Genomic DNA, 18,156 nt, shown 5'->3' with positions numbered 1-18,156 from the left:
AGCAGGCCGGAGCGTGACGGAGCGCAAGCGCCATCTTGCGGCAAGCCCGGGTTTTAGCGACTGGGCTGGTCCCTGGAAAGATAATCAGAAAGGTAACGCACCATAATGGTGCGTTAAGGGAGAGTCAGATTTTGCGCCAGCGGATGCCAGATTTCCGTGACGGCCCCTTCGCCGCCCGTAATCGGGTCGTACTGCGGCACCGGAACCCGCTTAATTTCAACTATAGACTGGTTCAGCGTTTCCTGCTCATCACGGCGGGTCTCAGGCTGCATCCCCCGTGGGTAGGCCCCGACCGCGAAAAAGTCATCGCTGGCGGCAAGCTGCTGATGCCCCACGCCCGCCGGGATCAGCACGGCATCCCCGGCATAGACGGTTACCGCCCTGCCCGTCTCCCCGCCGAACAGGATCTGCGCCCATCCGGCCGCGATCCCCAGCAGCTCATGGCTGTTCGGATGGTAATGGGTGTAGGGGAAAATGGGATAGCGCCAGCGCGGCAGCCACTGGTGGCTGGCGAAGAGATCTTCAAAAAAGCGGGCGACATCCTCCTCCTCACCCGGCGCGACCTGCGGATAGATGATCAGCGGCAGCGGATTATTCGGCACGCCGCTGGCGGGCTGGAAGGTCATATATTGCGGATTGTTTGACGCACCGGCGGAAAAGGTTCCGGCAGCGAACGACATCATGGCGAGTAAACTACCCGATTGCGGCAACATACGGCATCTCCTGTTTCCGGTGGGGTTCATGTTAATTAATTGTGGCAACTTTGGCGCAAGTTGCAACGTCAGCGACACGCCGGACATCACATAACCCACTAATTTATCTGTACTTAAGCCAAATCAGCGTGGCGCAGACGGTTGGGGGCAATGCGCCAGCAATCCGACACGAGTTTCTGAGTGACCAAACTGTTATAGCCGGATTACTGGAAACTGTGTCTGCTCTGCGTTTGCTATTTGTGGTTAACTGTTCACAGTGACGAGTGAGGTGCAAAATGCAGGATGTTAAACAGATATTGCTGCGCGAGATTGAAGCGCTGAATCGGGAAGAACGGCGTGACAACAAGCCCCGCCTGAGCATGAGTTTTCTGAAAAACCACCCAGGCCTGTGGGCGTCAATGTATGTCTGCTATGCGCTGACCGTGGCGCTGATTTTCACCACCGAGTTTCTCGGCTGGCCCGCTTTTTGGGGCGCAACGATTTTCGTGCTGCTGATGAGCGGCCTGATGATGCTGGACGTCAACCCGCGCTACCGCTTTGAAGATATTGATGCGCTCGATCTGCGCGTCTGTTACAACGGCGAGTGGTATTACGTGCGCACGCTGTCCGACGCGGCCATCAGGGATATCCTCAGCAGCAGCCAGGTGTCTGACAAGGTGAAGCAGGGGATTGAAAAGCTGCTGGCGCTGAAGGGCGAAGTCGATTTTTATGACGTCTACCATTTGACCTGGGGCCAGCAGCCGGCTTCCAGCGTCTGATCGCTGCAGGGTCAGCCCGCCTGGCCCTGTAGCATATCCGCAACGATGCCACCCAATATCGCGGCTGCGGCTTCCTGCGCATCGCCCCATTCCCAGGAAGCGTTAAAGCGGAAATAGTTCTTATACTGCTCGCCGGACGAGAACATTTTTCCCGGCGCGATGCTGATATTGAGGTCCAGCGCGCGGTAGTAAAGCTCCGTGGTGTTCACCTGATGCGGCAGCTCAACCCACAAGAAATAGCCCCCCTGCGAATCGTTGATTTTGGCCTCTGGCGGTAAATGCCGCTTCAGCGACTGTCGCGCCTGATTCTTTCTCTGCTCCAGCACCAGCCGCAGCTTGCGCAGATGGCTGTCGTAGCTGCGGGTCAGCAGGTAGTTCGCCAGCGCCAGCTGCATCGGCGTGCTGGTCGACAGCGTGCTCATCAACTGCAGGCGCTGAATGCGCTGTGCGTGTTGCCCGGCCACCACCCAGCCAACGCGAAAGCCCGCCACCAGATTTTTGGAGAAGGAGGAGCAGAGCAGCACGCTTTGCTGCTGCTCAAACGCTTTGGCGGGCAGCGGCTTTTCGCTGCCGAAATAGAGCTCGCTGTAAACATCATCTTCGATCAGCGTGACCTGATGCCGCGACAGGATCTCCACCAGGCGCTGCTTCTTCTCGGGGGTTAGCGTATGCCCGACCGGATTCTGCTGGTTGGTCATCATCCAGCAGGCTTTGATCGGCCAGCGTTGCAGCGCGCTTTCCAGTTCGTCCAGCGCCATGCCGTGCTGCGGATCGGTCGCGATAGCCACGGCCTTCAGTTTCAGCCGCTCGATCACCTGAAGCGCGCCGTAAAAACACGGGTTTTCGATGGCTACCCAATCACCGGGCTCGGTGACCGCCTGCATACTCAGGTTGAGCGCTTCCATCGCGCCGTTGGTAATGATGATTTCATCTGGAGAAACCTGAATGCCCTGTAGGGCATAGCGTTGGGCCAGCGTTTTACGCAGGGCTTCGTTGCCAGGCGGCAGATTATTCAGGGCGTCGGCAGGTTTCAGCGTGTGGGATACGGTCGCCAGCGAACGCATCAGCTGGCGCTGAGGAAACAGTTCCGGGTCGGGGAATGCCGAACCAAACGGTAAAATACGGGGATCGCGACAGGCCTGCAGGACGTCAAAAATAAACGCATTGATATCGACCGACTCCGCCAGCTGCACCTTCTGGTGGCTGTCGGGCCGACTGAGAAAATCCGCTCGCGGCGCAACATAGTAGCCCGATTTCGGTCGGGACTGAATCCAGCCCTGGCTCTCCAGCACCTGATAAGCGTGCATCACCGTCATCAGGCTCATGCCGCTCAGCGCCACCTGCTCACGCAACGAGGGCAGTTTCTCCCCAGACAGCCAAACCTCCTGAGAAATTTGCTGCTGGAGCTGGTCGATTAGCTGCTGGTATTTTGCCAAAACTGTTACATACCCTAATCAGGAATTTGGCAACTATTATAGGTCGATACTGACGGATTAGACAGCCCCGCAGCCGACGAAATCTTTTCAAAGCGGAGCTGTGGTTTTCAGGCTCAGGGCTAGCTCAGATGATTACCGCCGGTGACGCCGTGCACTTCCGCAGTGACATAGCTGGACTCCTGCGAGGCCAGATAGACATAAACGCCTGCCAGCTCGGCGGGCTGACCGGCGCGTTTAAGCGGCGTCTGCTGACCGAAGGCCGGGATCTTTTCCTGAGTCTGACCGCCCGCAATCTGCAGCGCGGTCCAGATTGGTCCCGGCGCCACGCAGTTCACGCGGATCCCCTTCTCAGCTACCTGCTTAGCTAATCCTCTGGTGTAGTTCAGGATCGCGGCTTTGGTAGACGCATAGTCCAGCAGATGCGCGCTTGGCTGATAAGCCTGAATAGAGGAGGTAGTAATGATGCTGCCGCCAGCAGGCATGTGCGGGATAGCCGCTTTGGTTATCCAGAACAGCGCCAGCAGATTAGTGTCCAGCGTCTGGCGAAACTGCTCGGTGGTCAGGTCGGCAATATTTTCAACCGCAACCTGCTTACCGGCAACCAGCGCCAGGATATCCAGGCCGCCCAGCTGTTCGCGGGCATCTTCAACCAGCTTTATGCTGAAGGCTTCATCACTGATATCGCCAGGCAGCAGTACCGCTTTACGTCCGGCCTGCTCAACCAGTTTTGCCACGTCCTCCGCATCGCGCTGTTCATCAGGCAGGTAGGAGAGCGCCACGTCGGCCCCTTCGCGGGCATAAGCAATGACCGCCGCACGGCCAATCCCGGAGTCTGCCCCGGTGACCAGCGCTTTGCGGCCTTCCAGACGCTGGCTACCGCGATAGCTTGTTTCCCCACAGTCTGGAACCGGTCGCATCTCAGCCTGTACACCTGGCGCATCCTGCAACTGACGAGGATATTCTCCAGTGAAATACTGGCTGAGAGGATTTTGCATTTTGTATTGATCGGTCATGGTTCCTCCTGAATTTAAGTAAACATTTTTCACCCTTAACCCTGGCAAACTCAGCGCGGCTGTCCAGTCGGGAAACATTTAACTCAGGCAGCCCGCTGATTCAGCACGAAATCCCCCCAGAGCCAAATGCAATAAGATATTAGGAAATGTGAACGAACCTGAGTTAGCCGATCGGCTTAGCGTTAACCAGGGCCTTTTTGGGCCAGTGAAGATTAGTGTTAATTTTTTGTTACCAATCGTCGATAAGACGGCGGAAATAAGGGTGATCGCCATCACATTAAATCCTCCTCTGGCAGGCTAAAACGAAAGAAAACCAATAAGGATGCTGTATGACTGCCGTAACTTCTCCCCCTAATCGCGAAAAAAAACCTCAGGGCAATGCCCGAACCATTTTCAACGTGACCAGCGGTAACTTTCTGGAAATGTTCGATTTTATGGTATTCGGCTACTACGCCACCGCCATTGCCAGGACCTTTTTCCCCGGCGACAATCCTTTCGCCTCGCTGATGTTAACGCTGATGACTTTCGGGGCTGGCTTCCTGATGCGCCCGCTGGGTGCGATTGTGCTCGGCTCCTACATTGACCACCACGGTCGCCGCAAAGGACTGCTGGTCACGCTGGGCCTGATGGCAATTGGCACGCTGACCATTGCGGTGGTGCCAGGCTACAACACGCTGGGCGCGGCCGCACCGATCCTGATCCTGCTGGGACGCCTGCTGCAAGGCTTTTCAGCCGGGGTTGAACTTGGCGGCGTATCGGTTTATCTGGCCGAAATCGCACCGAAGAACCGTAAAGGCTTTTACGTCAGCTGGCAGTCCGGCAGCCAGCAGGTCGCGGTGATCTTTGCCGCCCTGTTAGGACTGGGGCTGAACCATCTGCTGGCAAAAGATCAGGTGACCGACTGGGGCTGGCGTATCCCGTTTGCGATCGGCTGTCTGATCGTGCCCTTCCTGTTCTGGATCCGCAGTATGCTGGAAGAGACCGAAGCCTTTGCACAGCGCAAAGCGCATCCTTCGATGAAGCAGATCGTTCGTTCCGTTGCCAGCAACTGGGGGCTGGTACTGGCCGGTATGCTGATGGTGGTCACCACGACGGTGATGTTTTACATGATCACCGCTTTCACCCCGACCTTCGGCAAAACCGTGCTGATGATGAGCGACAAAGAGAGCTTCTTCGTCACCCTCTGCGTGGGGATTTCTAATCTGATCTGGCTGCCGATTATGGGCTCCCTGTCTGACCGCTACGGTCGCCGTCCGATGCTGATCTTTTTTACCCTGCTGATGATTGCCACCGCGTGGCCGGTGCTGCACTGGCTGGTGGGAGCGCCTTCCTTAGCGCACCTGCTGGAAGCCGAGCTGTGGCTCTCGTTCCTTTACGCCAGCTACAACGGCGCGATGGTGGTATATCTGGCAGAAGTGATGCCTGCCGAAGTGCGCGCCACCGGCTTCTCGCTGGCCTACAGTCTGGCAACCGCGCTGTTTGGCGGCTTTACCCCGGCCGTTTCCAGCTACCTGATCCATGCCACCGGCGACAAAGCGATGCCGGGCGTGTGGCTGACCTTTGCAGCCGTGTGCGGCCTGATCGGCACGATGATTATCAAGCGGCTAATCCGCCAGTATCAGGTGAAACACAGCGGCGCGCCAGCGGTGCAGATGTAGCCACCGCGCAATAAAAAAGGGCCGAATGCAGCGAGTGCATCGGCCCTTTTTTTACGTCCGGCGTCTATTTCCCGGCGCTTTCCATGCCCATCAGACCTATCTTCAGATAGCCCGCCTGACGCAGCTTATCCATCACGCCCATCAGCGTTTCATAATTCACCGACTTATCAGCCTGGAAGAAGATGGTCGTTTCTTTATTCCCTTCCGTCTGGCCGTTCAGCGCATCCAGCAGGGTTTCCTGCGTCACCGCATTATTGCCAATGAACAGCTGATTGTCGGCCTTGATCGAGAGGTAGACCGGCTTCTCCGGGCGCGGCTGTGGCGCGCTGGTGGAGGCGGGAAGGTTAACGCGAACGTCAACGGTGGCCAGCGGCGCGGCGACCATAAAGATAATCAGCAGCACCAGCATGACGTCGATAAACGGCGTGACGTTGATTTCATGCATTTCGCCGTTGCTTTCAAGATCCTCATTCAATCGCATAGCCATGATGCTTATCCTACCCGCAGCTTCTGAGCCGGTGCCTGCTGCGCTCCGCTGCTGGCGGCCAGGTCCAGATCGCGGCTTTGCAGCAGCATAATCTGTGCCGCCACGTCGCCCATCGTCGCTTTATAGCTGCCGATCATGCGGGCAAAGATGTTGTAGATCACGACCGCCGGGATCGCGGCAACCAGGCCGATAGCGGTAGCGAGCAGCGCCTCAGCGATGCCTGGCGCGACCACGGCCAGGTTGGTGGTCTGCGTCTGCGCAATACCGATAAAGCTGTTCATGATGCCCCAGACGGTGCCGAACAGGCCGACGAACGGCGCAATGGCGCCGATAGTGGCGAGGAAACCGTTGCCGCGTCCCGCGTGACGGCTGAAGAACGCTACGCGGCGTTCCAGGCGAAAAGCGGTACGCTCTTTGATACCGTTGTCGTCTTCCGAGCCTGCGGAGAGGTCCAGCTCGTTTTCCGCTTCTTTCAGCAGTTGGGTGGTCAGGCTGTTGGCTTTGAACGTAGCGCAGGCGTCAGCCGCTTCTTTCAACGATCGCACGCCAGCCAGCGCCTTCTGCTCACGCTTAAGGCGGCGCTTCGCCGAACTTAACTCTGCGCTTTTGCTGAAGAAAATCGCCCAGGTCACGACCGATGCTAACAGCAAGCCGATCATCACCACCTTAACTACGATGTCCGCATGCTGGTACATGCCCCAGACGGAAAGGTCCGTCTGCATCAAATCATTCGTCACGCTGTGTCTCCAACGTCATTAACGGGTAAAAAAAACCAGTGCGTATCGTATCAAATCAGTGCTGAATTGATAGTGGTTATCATTACTATTTACTCCGCAGCAATATTTTTTACATACTTTTCTGATTTACCGCATGAGCAGCGGCATTTTGCTGAAACTTTGTCTCTCAGCCCCCGACTGAATTTCCCGCTGGCTTCCGTCGTGTTAACGTGAACAGAAACCAGACATTCGCTAACAGAGCATTCCGATGACCAGTAAAAAAATTGAGACCGCGCTGATCGCAGCCGGACGCAGCAAACGTTACACCCAGGGCTCCGTCAACAGCGTTATCCAGCGGGCTTCTTCGCTAGTGTTTGATAGCGTTGCCGACAAAAAACGCTGCTCGGCAGGACGCGCCGAAGGCGAGCTGTTTTACGGCCGCCGCGGCACCCTGACCCATTTTTCGCTCCAGGAAGCAATGACCGAGCTGGAAGGCGGCGCGGGCTGCGCGCTCTACCCTTGCGGCGCGGCGGCCGTCGCCAACGCCATTCTCGCGTTTGTCTCGGCAGGCGATAACGTGCTGGTGGCGGGATCCGTCTATGAGCCGACGCAGGATTTTTGCAGCAAAATCCTCAGCAAAATGAACGTTTCCACCACCTGGTTCGATCACTCGCTCGGCGCGGAGATTGCGGAACTGGTTCAGCCCAACACCAAAGTGGTGTTCCTCGAGTCTCCGGCTTCGATCACGATGGAAGTGCAGGATGTTCCGGCCATCGTGGCGGCGGTGCGCAGCAAGGCGCCTGACGCGGTGATTATGATCGATAACACCTGGGCGGCAGGTATCCTGTTCCGCGCGCTGGAATTTGGCGTCGACATTTCGATTCAGGCTGGCACCAAGTATCTGATTGGTCATTCCGACGCGATGATCGGCACGGCCGTCGCCAACCAGCGCTGCTGGGCGCAGCTGCGCGAGAACTCCTACCTGATGGGACAGATGGTCGATGCGGATACCGCCTATATGGCCAGCAGAGGCCTGAGAACGCTGGCCGTACGCCTGCGCCAGCACCAGGAGAGCGCCCTGAAGGTGGCAAACTGGCTGGCGACCCGGCCAGAAGTGGCGGTGGTTAATCACCCTGCCCTGCCGCAGTGTAAAGGGCACGAGTTCTGGCAGCGCGATTTTAGCGGCAGCAGCGGCCTGTTCTCCTTCGTGCTCAAGGCGCGGTTGACGGATGCGCAGCTCGCCGATTATCTCGATCGCTTCGAGCACTTCAGCATGGCCTACTCGTGGGGCGGCTATGAGTCGCTAATCCTGGCGAACCAGCCCGAAGAGCTGGCGGCCATTCGACCAGCCAGCGGCGTGGCGTTCAGCGGCACCCTGGTGCGCCTGCATATTGGCCTGGAAAACGTTGACGATTTGATTGACGATCTGGCAGCCGGATTTGACCGCCTTGCCGCCTGCCCGGCCTGATTAAGATAAACAGACGCTCAACGGTGCGCTATCCGCGCCCTTGATCAAAGTGTCATGCAGTGATTAGCGGTACAATCGGCAGACTAACGCAGTAAACAGGAACTGAGATGGCTGTTCTTCATGAGATTGTTCAGGCGCTGTGGCATCAGGATTTTGCAGCGCTGGCCAATCCAGACGTAATTTGGATTGTCTACGGCATTATGTTTACCACTTTGCTACTGGAAAATGGCCTGCTGCCCGCCTCATTTCTGCCCGGCGACAGCCTGCTGCTGCTGGCTGGCGCAATGATTGCCAAAGGCGTGATGGACTTTATTCCGACGGTGATGATCCTGACGCTGGCCGCCAGCCTCGGCTGCTGGCTGAGCTATTTGCAGGGGCGCTGGCTGGGCAACACCAGGCTGGTGAAATGCTGGCTGATGCATTTGCCCGTGCACTACCATCAGCGGGCCTGGAATCTGTTTCATCGCCACGGCCTGACGGCGCTGATTGTCGGCCGCTTTCTCGGTTTTGTGCGCACTATCCTGCCCACAATGGCCGGTATCTCCGGCCTGAAAAACGCTCGTTTTCAGCTATTTAACTGGCTGAGCGGCACGCTGTGGGTTGGGGTGCTGGTTTCGCTGGGCTTTGCCCTTACCCAGGTGCCCTTTATCAAACGCCACGAAGATCAGGTCATGACCATCCTGATGGTGCTACCGCTGGTGCTGCTGTGTATTGGGCTGCTCGGCAGTATTGTGCTGGTGATTCGGCGCAAAAAAACGGCGTAAAAGGCCGGCATCCCGGCCTTTCTGACTATCCCGCCTGACGCATGCGCATCGCCTCTTCGCCAGGCGTCACGCCAAAATAGCGCTTAAACTCCCGCGAGAACTGAGAGGCGCTCTCATAGCCCACCCGCATCGCCGCCGCGCTGGCCTTCAACCCTTCGTGCAGCATCAGCATCCGCGCCTGGTGCAGCCGGTAGCTCTTCAGATACTGCAACGGCGAGGTGCTGGTTACCGCTTTAAAGTTATGGTGAAACGCCGAGACGCTCATGTTCACTTCGGCGGCCAGCAGATCGACGCTCAGGTTATCGGTGTAATGGTGCTCAATACGCCTTAGCGCGCGGGCAATCTGGCTGAACTGCGTGTGACGGCTCACCAGCGCCATCAGCGCGCCGCCGCAGGGCCCCAGCAGCACATGATAGAGGATCTCTCTGACGATCTGCGGCCCCAGCACGCGGGCATCGCGTGGATTTACCAGCACGTCCAGCAGCCGCTCGGCGGCACACAGCATCTCTTCCGTTAGCGGCGAGGAGTGAATGCCGCGGGTTTGTGGCTCAGGGTGGAAGCTGTCGTCGTCACCAATGTCGATCAGCAAATCCTGAAGCTTTACCGGGTCCACGTTGAGCAAAATGCCCGCCAGCGGAGCCTCAGGCGTGGCAAAAGTTTCACATTCCACCGACAGCGGCACGGTCAGCATCAGGTATTCCGTGGCGTCGTAATGGAAAACGTGGTTACCGAGATAGCCCGTTTTTTGCCCCTGGAACAGGATCACAATGCCGGAAGAATACAGTACCGGCGTGCGACCACTCGGCTGATCGGCATAAATCAGACGCACGTCAGGCAGGGAGGCGAGCGGCGAAGCGCCTGAAGTCACCAGGTGCACAACCTGCCTGGCGAGCTGAGTACAAAGCGTATTGCGATCCATAGACGACTCTTACGGGTAGACGGTTCTTAGCATCATCATGCCGAATACTGCGGCTATTCTCCAGAACTTTGGAGGATCGGGCAAGATTGTGGCAGAAACGAGCATTGAGCCAGACGCGTCCTGCAGAGAGAATAGTCCGCTCGGTCCGGCTACTCGCTGCCATAAGATTTATCCAGACGCCCGATAAACTCAACTAAGCTTAGAGTCATCACCCGACACAGAAGTGTCGGTTCATTCGCTGCAAAGGAGATAACATGGCAGAGCAACCTGTAATCAAACTCCACGATGGCAACATGATGCCGCAGATCGGCCTTGGCGTCTGGCAGGCCAGCATCGACGACGCGCGTAAAGCGGCCGTTAAGGCGCTGGAGGTGGGCTATCGGTCAATCGATACCGCCGCAATTTATAAAAACGAGGAAGGGATTGGTCAGGCACTGAAGGAAACGGACGTTGCGCGCGATCGGATCTTCGTCACCACGAAACTGTGGAACGACGACCAGCTAAATGCGCCGCAGGCGATGGAAACCAGCCTGAAGAAGCTCCAGCTGGACAGCGTGGATCTCTATCTGATGCACTGGCCGTGCCCGGCAAAAGATAACTATGTTGAGGCCTGGAAAGCGATGATTGAGTTGCAAAAACAGGGACTGACCAAAAGTATCGGCGTCTGCAATTTCCAGGAAGCCCATCTTAAAAGGTTGATTGAAGAGACTGGCGTCAGCCCGGTAGTGAACCAGATTGAGCTGCACCCGATGCTCCAGCAGCGCACGCTCCATGCCTGGAATGCGATGCACCAGATTCAGACAGAATCCTGGAGCCCGCTGGCGCAGGGCGGTAAGGGGGTATTCGATCAGGAGATCGTCAAAAAGCTGGCGAAGAAATATGGCAAAACCCCGGCGCAGATCGTTATTCGCTGGCACCTCGACAGCGGACTGGTGGTGATCCCTAAATCCATTACTCCCTCGCGCATCAAGGAAAACTTCGAGGTCTTTGACTTCCGTCTGGAGAAGCCGGAAATCAGCGAAATGACGGCTCTGGATAAAGGGAATCGTCTGGGACCGAATCCGGACGAGCTGAACTAATCCTTAGCGTACGGGGCAACTTTCCCCTGCCCCGTACTTCTGCAACCACTCCATCCCCTGCCGTTGTCAGACCGTGGCGCGAAAAAACCCACGGCGGCGGACTTTCTCGGCTGCCCCTGACGAACTAACTACAAGGGTAAAGTTAGCACGATCACAGTTACAGCATTTATTGTTAACTAACTAATAATAACTATGGTTATAATTATTTCATCGGAAGCAAACGGCTTCCCCCCAAAAAGAATGAAGGATTATGACCATGAAAACCATCAAAACGCTGTCCGTTGCCGCTGTAGCCGCCCTGTCACTGATGTCATTTGGTAGCTTTGCTCAGAGCATCTCCGTGACCTCATCTACGCTGGACGGCGCCGAAGCGAAAATTGCCGCTCAGGCACAGCAGCATGGCGAGCAGTATAAAATTACCGAGGCGAATACCAATAACCTCGTGCATATGACGGCTGAGCTGTATAAATAACGCCTGGTGACGTAATCACGTACCGAGAGAGGCCGCCCAATGGGCGGCTTTTTTTTGCTTCATCACCGGTACGGACTTCGCGCGGTATAAATCGCCCCGGACGCGCTGCTTTCAGGGCACCCGCTTGCGCCGCTGCTGGCTTTTGATCGGGCTGTGGCGCGTCAGCAGCTGAAATAAATTAAATGATTACGCCGGTACAGCAGAGGCGAGAAATTGATCCAAGCCAAATTTTAGGATGGCTAACCACAGTAGTATAAAAATTCTTTCTTGCTGATATAAAAGGATTTCGTGTGCCAATACCCGCATATATGTGGCTTAAGGACGACGGCGGCGCACTGATTAAAGGTGGTGTGGATGTTCAAGACCGCGACTATAGCATTGAGATTAAAGGGTTTCATCATAACCTCATGATCCCCACAGATAACGCAACCGGCAAAGTAACCGGGACGCGTATGCACTCGCCGATGCTCATCATTAAGGAATTCGACTGCTCCAGCCCATATCTGTATAAGGCCGTGGCAACAGGGCAGAATCTCGCCTCAGCAGAAATTAAATGGTATCGCATTAATTATGCAGGCCAGGAAGCCGAATACTTCAATATGCTGCTGGAAGGAGTCAGGATAGTCTCTATTTCCCCAGCTATGGCTTCGGGCGATAATCCGAACGAAAACCATATGGAAACAGTGGAACTTCGTTACGAGAAAATTACCTGGAAGCACAACGACGGGAATATCATCTTTACCGATTCGTGGAATGACCGCCAGACGGCGTAAGCATAAAGGGCGTGGCCTCTTAGTCATACAGCCAGCGCCCTGCCTTTGCCGACTCAATAATCATTTCAAGCGTGAGCGGCTTAAACTGCCGACCGCGCCATTCTTTTTTGAGCCTGAACTGCCACCAGTACAACTCCGGCATGAAATAATCATCTAAATTAAAATTTCTGTGTCCGATGTTATACCGGGTGAACAGGTCAAACAGCATGTCCTCCAAATCTTCCGGTACTAAATTGAAATACTCCTGGAATGTCCATTCTTTCTGCGCTGGGCGCTTGCGCTCACTATAATTCTCAGTGACGTATTCTAAAAATTCTTTCTCATCAAATAGCTGCATTAGAAATATGTCCATGCAATCCGATCTTTCGGCCGGGCTATAAGGTTGTATTTATTTCTCGTTTCTCCAGCAACTATGACACAAATAATCGCCGCCTGAGCGTAGCCGATAGATGGAACAGCCCTGCCTATTACCGTGGCTATTTTGTTTGTGGAGCGAATTTTACCCATGCCGATGATAGTGTCGATCCTGACCCCACCTGGAAAACGGGCCTCTTTGAAAATTCTACGGGCTACTTTTGAGGCCATGCTGGTTCGGGAAGCTGATGCACCTAATACTTTGCGTTTCGGTACAACGGGCAATCCTGCCAGGATCATTGCTGCTGTCTCTATTTCAATCCTCAGATGATCCGCCAGACTCTCAGCGAATATCAGCAAGAATAGTTCTTGCGGGGTTACGTTCGCGTTGCCATGGTAGAAATACGTGCCGCCCAGTTCTTCTACAGTATCCATCAAATCATCCCTGTTCGTGGTTTATTTTAACATTGCTCCAGCGTGCTCAATAATAGATCCTGTCAGTCGTTGAAAAATTGAGCTAAGGCAAAAATCATGCAGCCGAAAGTCAGGGTTTCGGCTCACCTAAGTTTGAAAATAGCCTCCCTAATCGAAGAGGCTTTTTATGCATGATGATGACAAAAAACGCCTGACGGTGCTGAGCGACAAACTCACCGACGCTGCGATCAATCAGGCCGCCCCGGCCAACTGGCCCGGAGCGGAAACATCCATTAAGCAGTTGACGAAAGGCAAACGGGGCGATAAGGATCTTCTTGATGCCCGTAATGTTACGATTGCGTTGATTAAACGGCGGGTTGAACCAGCATCTGCCCGGCAGAGCCACGATCGGCCATTTCCAGCGTCTGGCTGTAGTAGACAAACGGGAAATGCTCGGCTGAGGACTGCGTCAGCGAAACCAGAATCTCCACCGTTCCGTCTACCCAGACGGTATCTTTCCAGCCGCGATCTTCCGCCATTGGCTGCGCGCCATTGACGTTTTTCAGCAGGAATTTCACGCCCTGAATATGGAATGACTGCGGCAGATCGGCATGGAGAATCCAGCGCTCAAAGGTGCCCTGCTGCGCCTGAACATCAATTCGTTCCATGTCCCACAGCGCGCCGTTGATGCCCGGCAGCGAGTCGCCCAGGTTGAATTCACGCGTGCGGCTGACGCTGCCCTCAAGCAGCTGATCGGCCAGCATCCGCATCGGCAGATTATCGGTCACCAGCGGCAGCATCCCGGTTGGGCGCAGAGTCAGGATCAGGGTTGAGGTCAGAATGCTGGAGGGTTCAAACAAGCCGCGCAGACGATCGACAATGCCCGCAGCGGTTCCGGCGGTAATCGACACTTCATCGCCTTTGCTCATATCCACCAGAATCTCGCGGCGCTCGCCCGGCGCCAGCGAGAGCTGCTGTACGGTAACGGGCAACGGCAGAAAACCCTGATCGCTGGCGATGACGTTGAAGGGACGACTGTCGCTCATTTGCAACTGGTAGCGGCGTGAGTTTGACGCGTTCAGCAGGCGCAGGCGAACCCAGCCGCGCGATACGTCGACATAGGGATTCTGCACGCCATTAACCAGCAGCGTATCGCCAACGAAGCCGCCGCTGGACGGTGGGTCATACTCGGGGGTGCCAAAATTATCCAGCCGTTTATCCTGAATAATCAGCGGGAAATCATCAACGCCGTAATGGTTAGGGATCGGCAACGCTTTGCTGACCTCATCCTCCACCAGCCACAGTCCGGCAAGGCCGTTGTAGACGTGGGGAGCCATACGATTTGGCGTATTCGCATGATACCAGCATGTTGACGCGGCCTGGCGAATCGGCATCACCGGGGCCCAGTCAACGCCCGGCGACATCATTCTTGGCGCGCCGCCGATCAGTGCGCCGGGCACCTGGAGTCCGCTGATGGTCATGGCAACCGGCTCGTTCAGCCGGTTGCTGTAAATCAGCTTAACGTCATCGCCGCTCCAGACCCGCACCGTTGGCCCAAGATAGAGGCCGTTAATACCCCAAACCTGTGCCTTGCTGCCGTCACCGGTAAAAGACCAGTGGCTACGCTGTAACGTCAGGAAAATAGGCTGCCCCCGGCGCGACTCAATCAGCGGAGGCACTGGCAAAGGAATACCTGGCCCAGCGGCAAGGGCATCAATCGGCAGGGTACTTGCGCACAGCGCGATACCCGATGCCTGAATAAACTGACGTCGACTGAAGGACATAAAAACTCCGTAAACCAAAACGCAGCCCGCTTGCCGGGACGCTATCTATTATTCAGGGTTCTGGTCATTGCTGTGTGGTGGTTTGCCAGCCAGCGCTCAGGCTGGCTGAAATTACCGTTTACCGGAGGCTTCTCGTCCGGCGACTTCGGCATTGAGCTCATCCAGTTTCGTCAACATCAGTTCCCGACAGTGAGTAGCCAGCTTGCGCACGGATTGATCGGCAAACGCCGCCGTATCAACCGGAGGAAGCATTTCGACAATCACCAGACCGTTGTTCAGGCGGTTAAGTTTAATCTTGTCGTGGGTATTGGAAACCACGATAGGAATAATCGGCACGCCAGCGGCCATGGCGGCATGAAACGCCCCGGTTTTGAACGGCAGCAGGCCGCGTCCACGGCTGCGGGTGCCTTCAGGGAACATCCAGAAGGAAATTTTCTTCTTTTTGAACTGCTCAATCAGCTCGCCGATCGTCCCGTGCGCTTTGGCGCGATTATCCCGATCAATCAACAGGTTGCCAGTCAGCCAGTAGAGCAGGCCAAAGAAAGGGATCCACAGCAGGCTCTTCTTGCCCACGGTCACCGTCGTCGGCTGTACAATCTTGGCCGCCGTGACCATATCGTAGTTGTTCTGATGGTTCGCAATGTAGATCGCGTTGGGATAGTTATCCGCGCCTTCGGGTTTGCGAAGCTCCACTTTCAAACCGAAAACGGACGATAACCTGCCGAAAAGATGACCAAAAGTGGCGACGTGTCGCGGGTTTCGCGGGCTGAACAGGCAGTAAATGCAGCCGAACACGCACACCAGGATCGAATAGATCACCACGACGATAAAACGTAAAATTGAGAGCATCACATCCTCGTTATTGCTGTCGGACTCCCCCTGTGGCCGCCGTCTGACCGAAAGACGGCAGCCTTAACGGCTGCCGTGGCTCAGTCCCTGCTGCTGGGGGTACCGATGAAGTATACCCTTAATTCGCTAAATACGCTGCATTTCACCGGGTTAGCCAGCTTTTCGCCCTGCTTTCCCCCTGCGAACGGGCGGCGGATTATTCCTCGCTCTCACCGACCGGCGGCCTGGCGGGACCGTCAACCTCGACCCGATCGATGCGCTGCAAACCACGCGGCAGCAGCGTCCCCCTCCGCCCGCGCTCGGCGCGGAACTTTTGCAGGTCATCCGGCTTCAGCGTCAGCTTGCGTTTGCCGACGTGCAGCGTGACGGACGTTTGCGAGGTCAGCAACATCAGCCAGACCAGCGAATCTTCGCCTGAGGCCGCCTGAGCGGAAGGAATGGAGATGATTTTGTTGCCCTTGCCTTTCGACAGCTGCGGCAGATCGCCCACCGGGAACAGCAGCATCCTGCCGGCAGCGGTGATGGCGAGCAGCAGGTCATCATCATGATGGATGGCCATTGGCGTCAACACTTTAGCATTCTGCGGCAGGCTCAGCAGCGCCTTACCGGCTCGGTTGCGCGACACCAGATCGCTGAAGGTGCAGACAAAACCGTAGCCCGCGTCGGAAGCCATCAGCAGCTTCTGCTCATCAGCCTCCATCAGCACCTGCTCCATCACCGCGCCCGGCGGCGGCGTCAGCTTGCCGGTCAGCGGCTCACCCTGACCGCGCGCCGAAGGCAGGGTGACGGGATCGAGCGTGTAACTGCGCCCGGTGGAGTCGATAAAGGCCACCGGTTGGTTGCTCTTGCCTCTGGCCGCCGCGCGATAGCTGTCGCCCGCCTTGTAGCTCAGGCCGCCCGGATCGATATCATGTCCCTTAGCGCTGCGCACCCAGCCCATCTGCGACAGTACAATAGTGACCGGCTCAGAAGGCACCAGCTCGTTTTCGCTAATGGCTTTCGCTTCTTCACGCTCGCGCAGCGGTGAACGGCGATCGTCACCGTAGGTGTCGCTGTCGGCCTGTAATTCTTTCTTCAGCAGGGTGTTCATTTTGCGTTCCGAAGCCAGAATGCCCTGTAGGTTGTCACGCTCTTTCGCCAGCTCATCCTGCTCGCCGCGAATTTTCATCTCTTCCAGTTTGGCGAGGTGGCGTAATTTCAGCTCAAGGATCGCTTCGGCCTGGGTTTCGCTGATGCCAAAGCGCGACATCAGCACCGGCTTCGGCTCGTCCTCGGTACGGATGATGTGGATCACTTCATCGATATTCAGGAACGCAACCAGCAAACCTTCAAGGATATGCAGGCGCTTCAGCACCTTATCGAGACGGTGCTGCAAGCGGCGACGAACCGTGTCGCGACGGTAAACCAGCCATTCGCTGATGATCTCCAGCAGGTTCTTCACCGCCGGGCGATTATCAAGGCCGATCATGTTCATGTTGATGCGGTAGCTTTTTTCCAAATCGGTGGTGGCAAACAGGTGGTTCATGACCTGCTCCATATCCACCCGGTTGGAACGCGGCACAATCACCAGCCGCGTAGGGTTTTCGTGGTTGGACTCGTCGCGCAAATCCTCCACCATCGGCAGCTTTTTATTGCGCATCTGGGCAGCGATCTGCTCCAGCACGCGCGCGCCGGAGACCTGATGCGGCAGCGCGGTGATCACCACGTCGCCGTCCTCTTTTTTCCACACCGCGCGCATACGCACCGAGCCGCGACCGGTCTGATAAATTTTGCGAATTTCGTTACGCGGGGTGATGATTTCCGCTTCGGTCGGGTAGTCCGGGCCCTGCACGATATCCAGCAGATCTTCCAGCGAGGTTTTAGGGGCGTCGATTAGCGCGATCGCCGCTTTCGCCACCTCGCGCAGGTTGTGCGGGGGAATATCCGTTGCCATCCCCACCGCAATGCCGGTGGTGCCGTTCAGCAAAATGTTCGGCAGCCGCGCGGGCAGCATCTTCGGCTCTTGCATTGTGCCGTCGAAGTTCGGGATATAATCGACCGTGCCCTGCCCCAGTTCGCTCAGCAGCACTTCAGCATATTTGGAAAGGCGGGATTCGGTATAACGCATCGCGGCGAAGGATTTAGGATCGTCCGGCGCCCCCCAGTTTCCCTGGCCATCCACCAGCGGATAGCGGTAGGAGAAAGGCTGCGCCATCAGCACCATCGCTTCATAGCAGGCGCTGTCGCCGTGCGGATGGTATTTACCCAGCACGTCACCAACGGTACGGGCCGATTTCTTAAATTTGGCGCTGTTGTTCAGCCCCAGTTCCGACATGGCATAGACGATGCGGCGCTGAACGGGCTTCAGCCCATCGCCGATATACGGCAGCGCACGGTCCATGATGACGTACATGGAATAGTTGAGGTAGGCCTCTTCCGTAAACTTATGCAGGGCACGACGCTCTGCACCATCCTGCGTCAGGTCACTCATTACTCTTAGTTCCTCACATCGCGGCGCGT

General features: G+C 56.3%; 18 protein-coding genes. 7 read left to right on the top strand and 11 right to left on the bottom strand.

The window, feature by feature from the left end:
• Positions 1-113 precede the first annotated feature (113 nt).
• Entirely contained in the window at positions 114-713 is a 600-nt protein-coding gene (locus NG99_RS08705; protein ID WP_034890927.1) for a cupin domain-containing protein, read from the bottom strand.
• 275 nt (positions 714-988) lie between these two features.
• Here NG99_RS08705 and NG99_RS08700 point away from each other — a divergent pair, with 275 nt between their 5' ends.
• Positions 989-1,471: a YlaC family protein gene (locus tag NG99_RS08700; protein WP_034890924.1), complete on the top strand. Its 483-nt coding sequence runs from the start codon at positions 989-991 to the stop codon at positions 1,469-1,471.
• 11 nt (positions 1,472-1,482) lie between these two features.
• On the opposite strand, the gene NG99_RS08695 is transcribed toward NG99_RS08700, so the two are convergent.
• Both NG99_RS08695 and NG99_RS08690 read right to left on the bottom strand, forming a co-directional pair.
• On the bottom strand, positions 1,483-2,907 hold the full coding sequence (locus NG99_RS08695) for an aminotransferase-like domain-containing protein (RefSeq protein WP_034890921.1): 1,425 nt from the start codon (positions 2,905-2,907) through the stop codon (positions 1,483-1,485).
• A gap of 119 nt (positions 2,908-3,026) precedes the next feature.
• Positions 3,027-3,920 carry an SDR family oxidoreductase gene (locus NG99_RS08690; RefSeq protein ID WP_034890918.1) on the bottom strand — a complete coding sequence of 298 codons (894 nt, stop codon included), beginning with the start codon at positions 3,918-3,920 and terminating at the stop codon, positions 3,027-3,029.
• Between the two features lie 329 nt (positions 3,921-4,249).
• Between NG99_RS08690 and tcuC the strand changes: the two genes are divergently transcribed.
• On the top strand, positions 4,250-5,578 hold the full coding sequence (gene tcuC / locus NG99_RS08685) for an MFS transporter (RefSeq protein WP_034890915.1): 1,329 nt from the start codon (positions 4,250-4,252) through the stop codon (positions 5,576-5,578).
• Positions 5,579-5,642: 64 nt separating this feature from the next.
• On the opposite strand, the gene exbD is transcribed toward tcuC, so the two are convergent.
• Both exbD and exbB read right to left on the bottom strand, forming a co-directional pair.
• On the bottom strand, positions 5,643-6,065 hold the full coding sequence (gene exbD / locus NG99_RS08680) for a TonB system transport protein ExbD (protein ID WP_034890912.1): 423 nt from the start codon (positions 6,063-6,065) through the stop codon (positions 5,643-5,645).
• A gap of 5 nt (positions 6,066-6,070) precedes the next feature.
• Positions 6,071-6,802 carry a tol-pal system-associated acyl-CoA thioesterase gene (gene exbB, locus NG99_RS08675; RefSeq protein WP_072017568.1) on the bottom strand — a complete coding sequence of 244 codons (732 nt, stop codon included), beginning with the start codon at positions 6,800-6,802 and terminating at the stop codon, positions 6,071-6,073.
• A gap of 247 nt (positions 6,803-7,049) precedes the next feature.
• On the opposite strand from exbB, the gene metC reads away from it, so the two are divergent.
• Together metC and NG99_RS08665 are read left to right on the top strand one after the other, a co-directional pair.
• Entirely contained in the window at positions 7,050-8,249 is a 1,200-nt protein-coding gene (gene metC, locus NG99_RS08670; RefSeq protein WP_034890907.1) for a cystathionine beta-lyase, read from the top strand.
• Positions 8,250-8,356: 107 nt separating this feature from the next.
• Positions 8,357-9,013 carry a DedA family protein gene (locus NG99_RS08665; RefSeq protein ID WP_034890904.1) on the top strand — a complete coding sequence of 219 codons (657 nt, stop codon included), beginning with the start codon at positions 8,357-8,359 and terminating at the stop codon, positions 9,011-9,013.
• A 25-nt stretch (positions 9,014-9,038) separates the two neighbouring features.
• Here NG99_RS08665 and NG99_RS08660 read toward each other — a convergent pair whose 3' ends face one another.
• Positions 9,039-9,932 carry an AraC family transcriptional regulator gene (locus NG99_RS08660; protein WP_034890901.1) on the bottom strand — a complete coding sequence of 298 codons (894 nt, stop codon included), beginning with the start codon at positions 9,930-9,932 and terminating at the stop codon, positions 9,039-9,041.
• Positions 9,933-10,186: 254 nt separating this feature from the next.
• Here NG99_RS08660 and dkgA point away from each other — a divergent pair, with 254 nt between their 5' ends.
• From dkgA to NG99_RS08645, 3 genes are all read left to right on the top strand, one after another.
• The gene (dkgA, locus tag NG99_RS08655; RefSeq protein ID WP_034890898.1) at positions 10,187-11,011 is read left to right on the top strand and encodes a 2,5-didehydrogluconate reductase DkgA; all 825 of its coding nucleotides are present in this window, start codon (positions 10,187-10,189) and stop codon (positions 11,009-11,011) included.
• Positions 11,012-11,267: 256 nt separating this feature from the next.
• On the top strand, positions 11,268-11,483 hold the full coding sequence (locus NG99_RS08650; RefSeq protein ID WP_034890895.1) for a YdgH/BhsA/McbA-like domain containing protein: 216 nt from the start codon (positions 11,268-11,270) through the stop codon (positions 11,481-11,483).
• A 290-nt stretch (positions 11,484-11,773) separates the two neighbouring features.
• The gene (locus tag NG99_RS08645) at positions 11,774-12,256 is read left to right on the top strand and encodes an Hcp family type VI secretion system effector (protein ID WP_034890891.1); all 483 of its coding nucleotides are present in this window, start codon (positions 11,774-11,776) and stop codon (positions 12,254-12,256) included.
• A 19-nt stretch (positions 12,257-12,275) separates the two neighbouring features.
• Here NG99_RS08645 and NG99_RS08640 read toward each other — a convergent pair whose 3' ends face one another.
• The 5 genes from NG99_RS08640 to parC form a co-directional block, all read right to left on the bottom strand.
• Positions 12,276-12,593 carry a DUF1493 family protein gene (locus NG99_RS08640; RefSeq protein WP_034890888.1) on the bottom strand — a complete coding sequence of 106 codons (318 nt, stop codon included), beginning with the start codon at positions 12,591-12,593 and terminating at the stop codon, positions 12,276-12,278.
• A complete protein-coding gene (locus NG99_RS08635; RefSeq protein WP_034890885.1) occupies positions 12,593-13,045 on the bottom strand; it encodes an STM2901 family protein in 453 nt (150 codons plus the stop codon). The genes NG99_RS08640 and NG99_RS08635 overlap by 1 nt, the downstream gene beginning before the upstream one ends.
• A gap of 344 nt (positions 13,046-13,389) precedes the next feature.
• Complete coding sequence (gene ftsP, locus NG99_RS08630) at positions 13,390-14,808, bottom strand: cell division protein FtsP (RefSeq protein ID WP_034890882.1); 1,419 nt, start codon at positions 14,806-14,808, stop codon at positions 13,390-13,392.
• A 111-nt stretch (positions 14,809-14,919) separates the two neighbouring features.
• A complete protein-coding gene (locus NG99_RS08625) occupies positions 14,920-15,657 on the bottom strand; it encodes a 1-acylglycerol-3-phosphate O-acyltransferase (RefSeq protein WP_034890880.1) in 738 nt (245 codons plus the stop codon).
• Between the two features lie 196 nt (positions 15,658-15,853).
• Positions 15,854-18,127, bottom strand: coding sequence for a DNA topoisomerase IV subunit A (gene parC, locus NG99_RS08620; RefSeq protein ID WP_034890878.1), 2,274 nt, complete (start codon positions 18,125-18,127; stop codon positions 15,854-15,856).
• Between the last annotated feature and the right edge of the window lie 29 nt (positions 18,128-18,156).

It is taken from the genome of Erwinia typographi, from assembly GCF_000773975.1.
Lineage (GTDB): Bacteria > Pseudomonadota > Gammaproteobacteria > Enterobacterales > Enterobacteriaceae > Erwinia > Erwinia typographi.
Note: the sequence above shows the minus strand (reverse complement) of the source record. Positions and strands in the feature narration are given on the sequence as shown.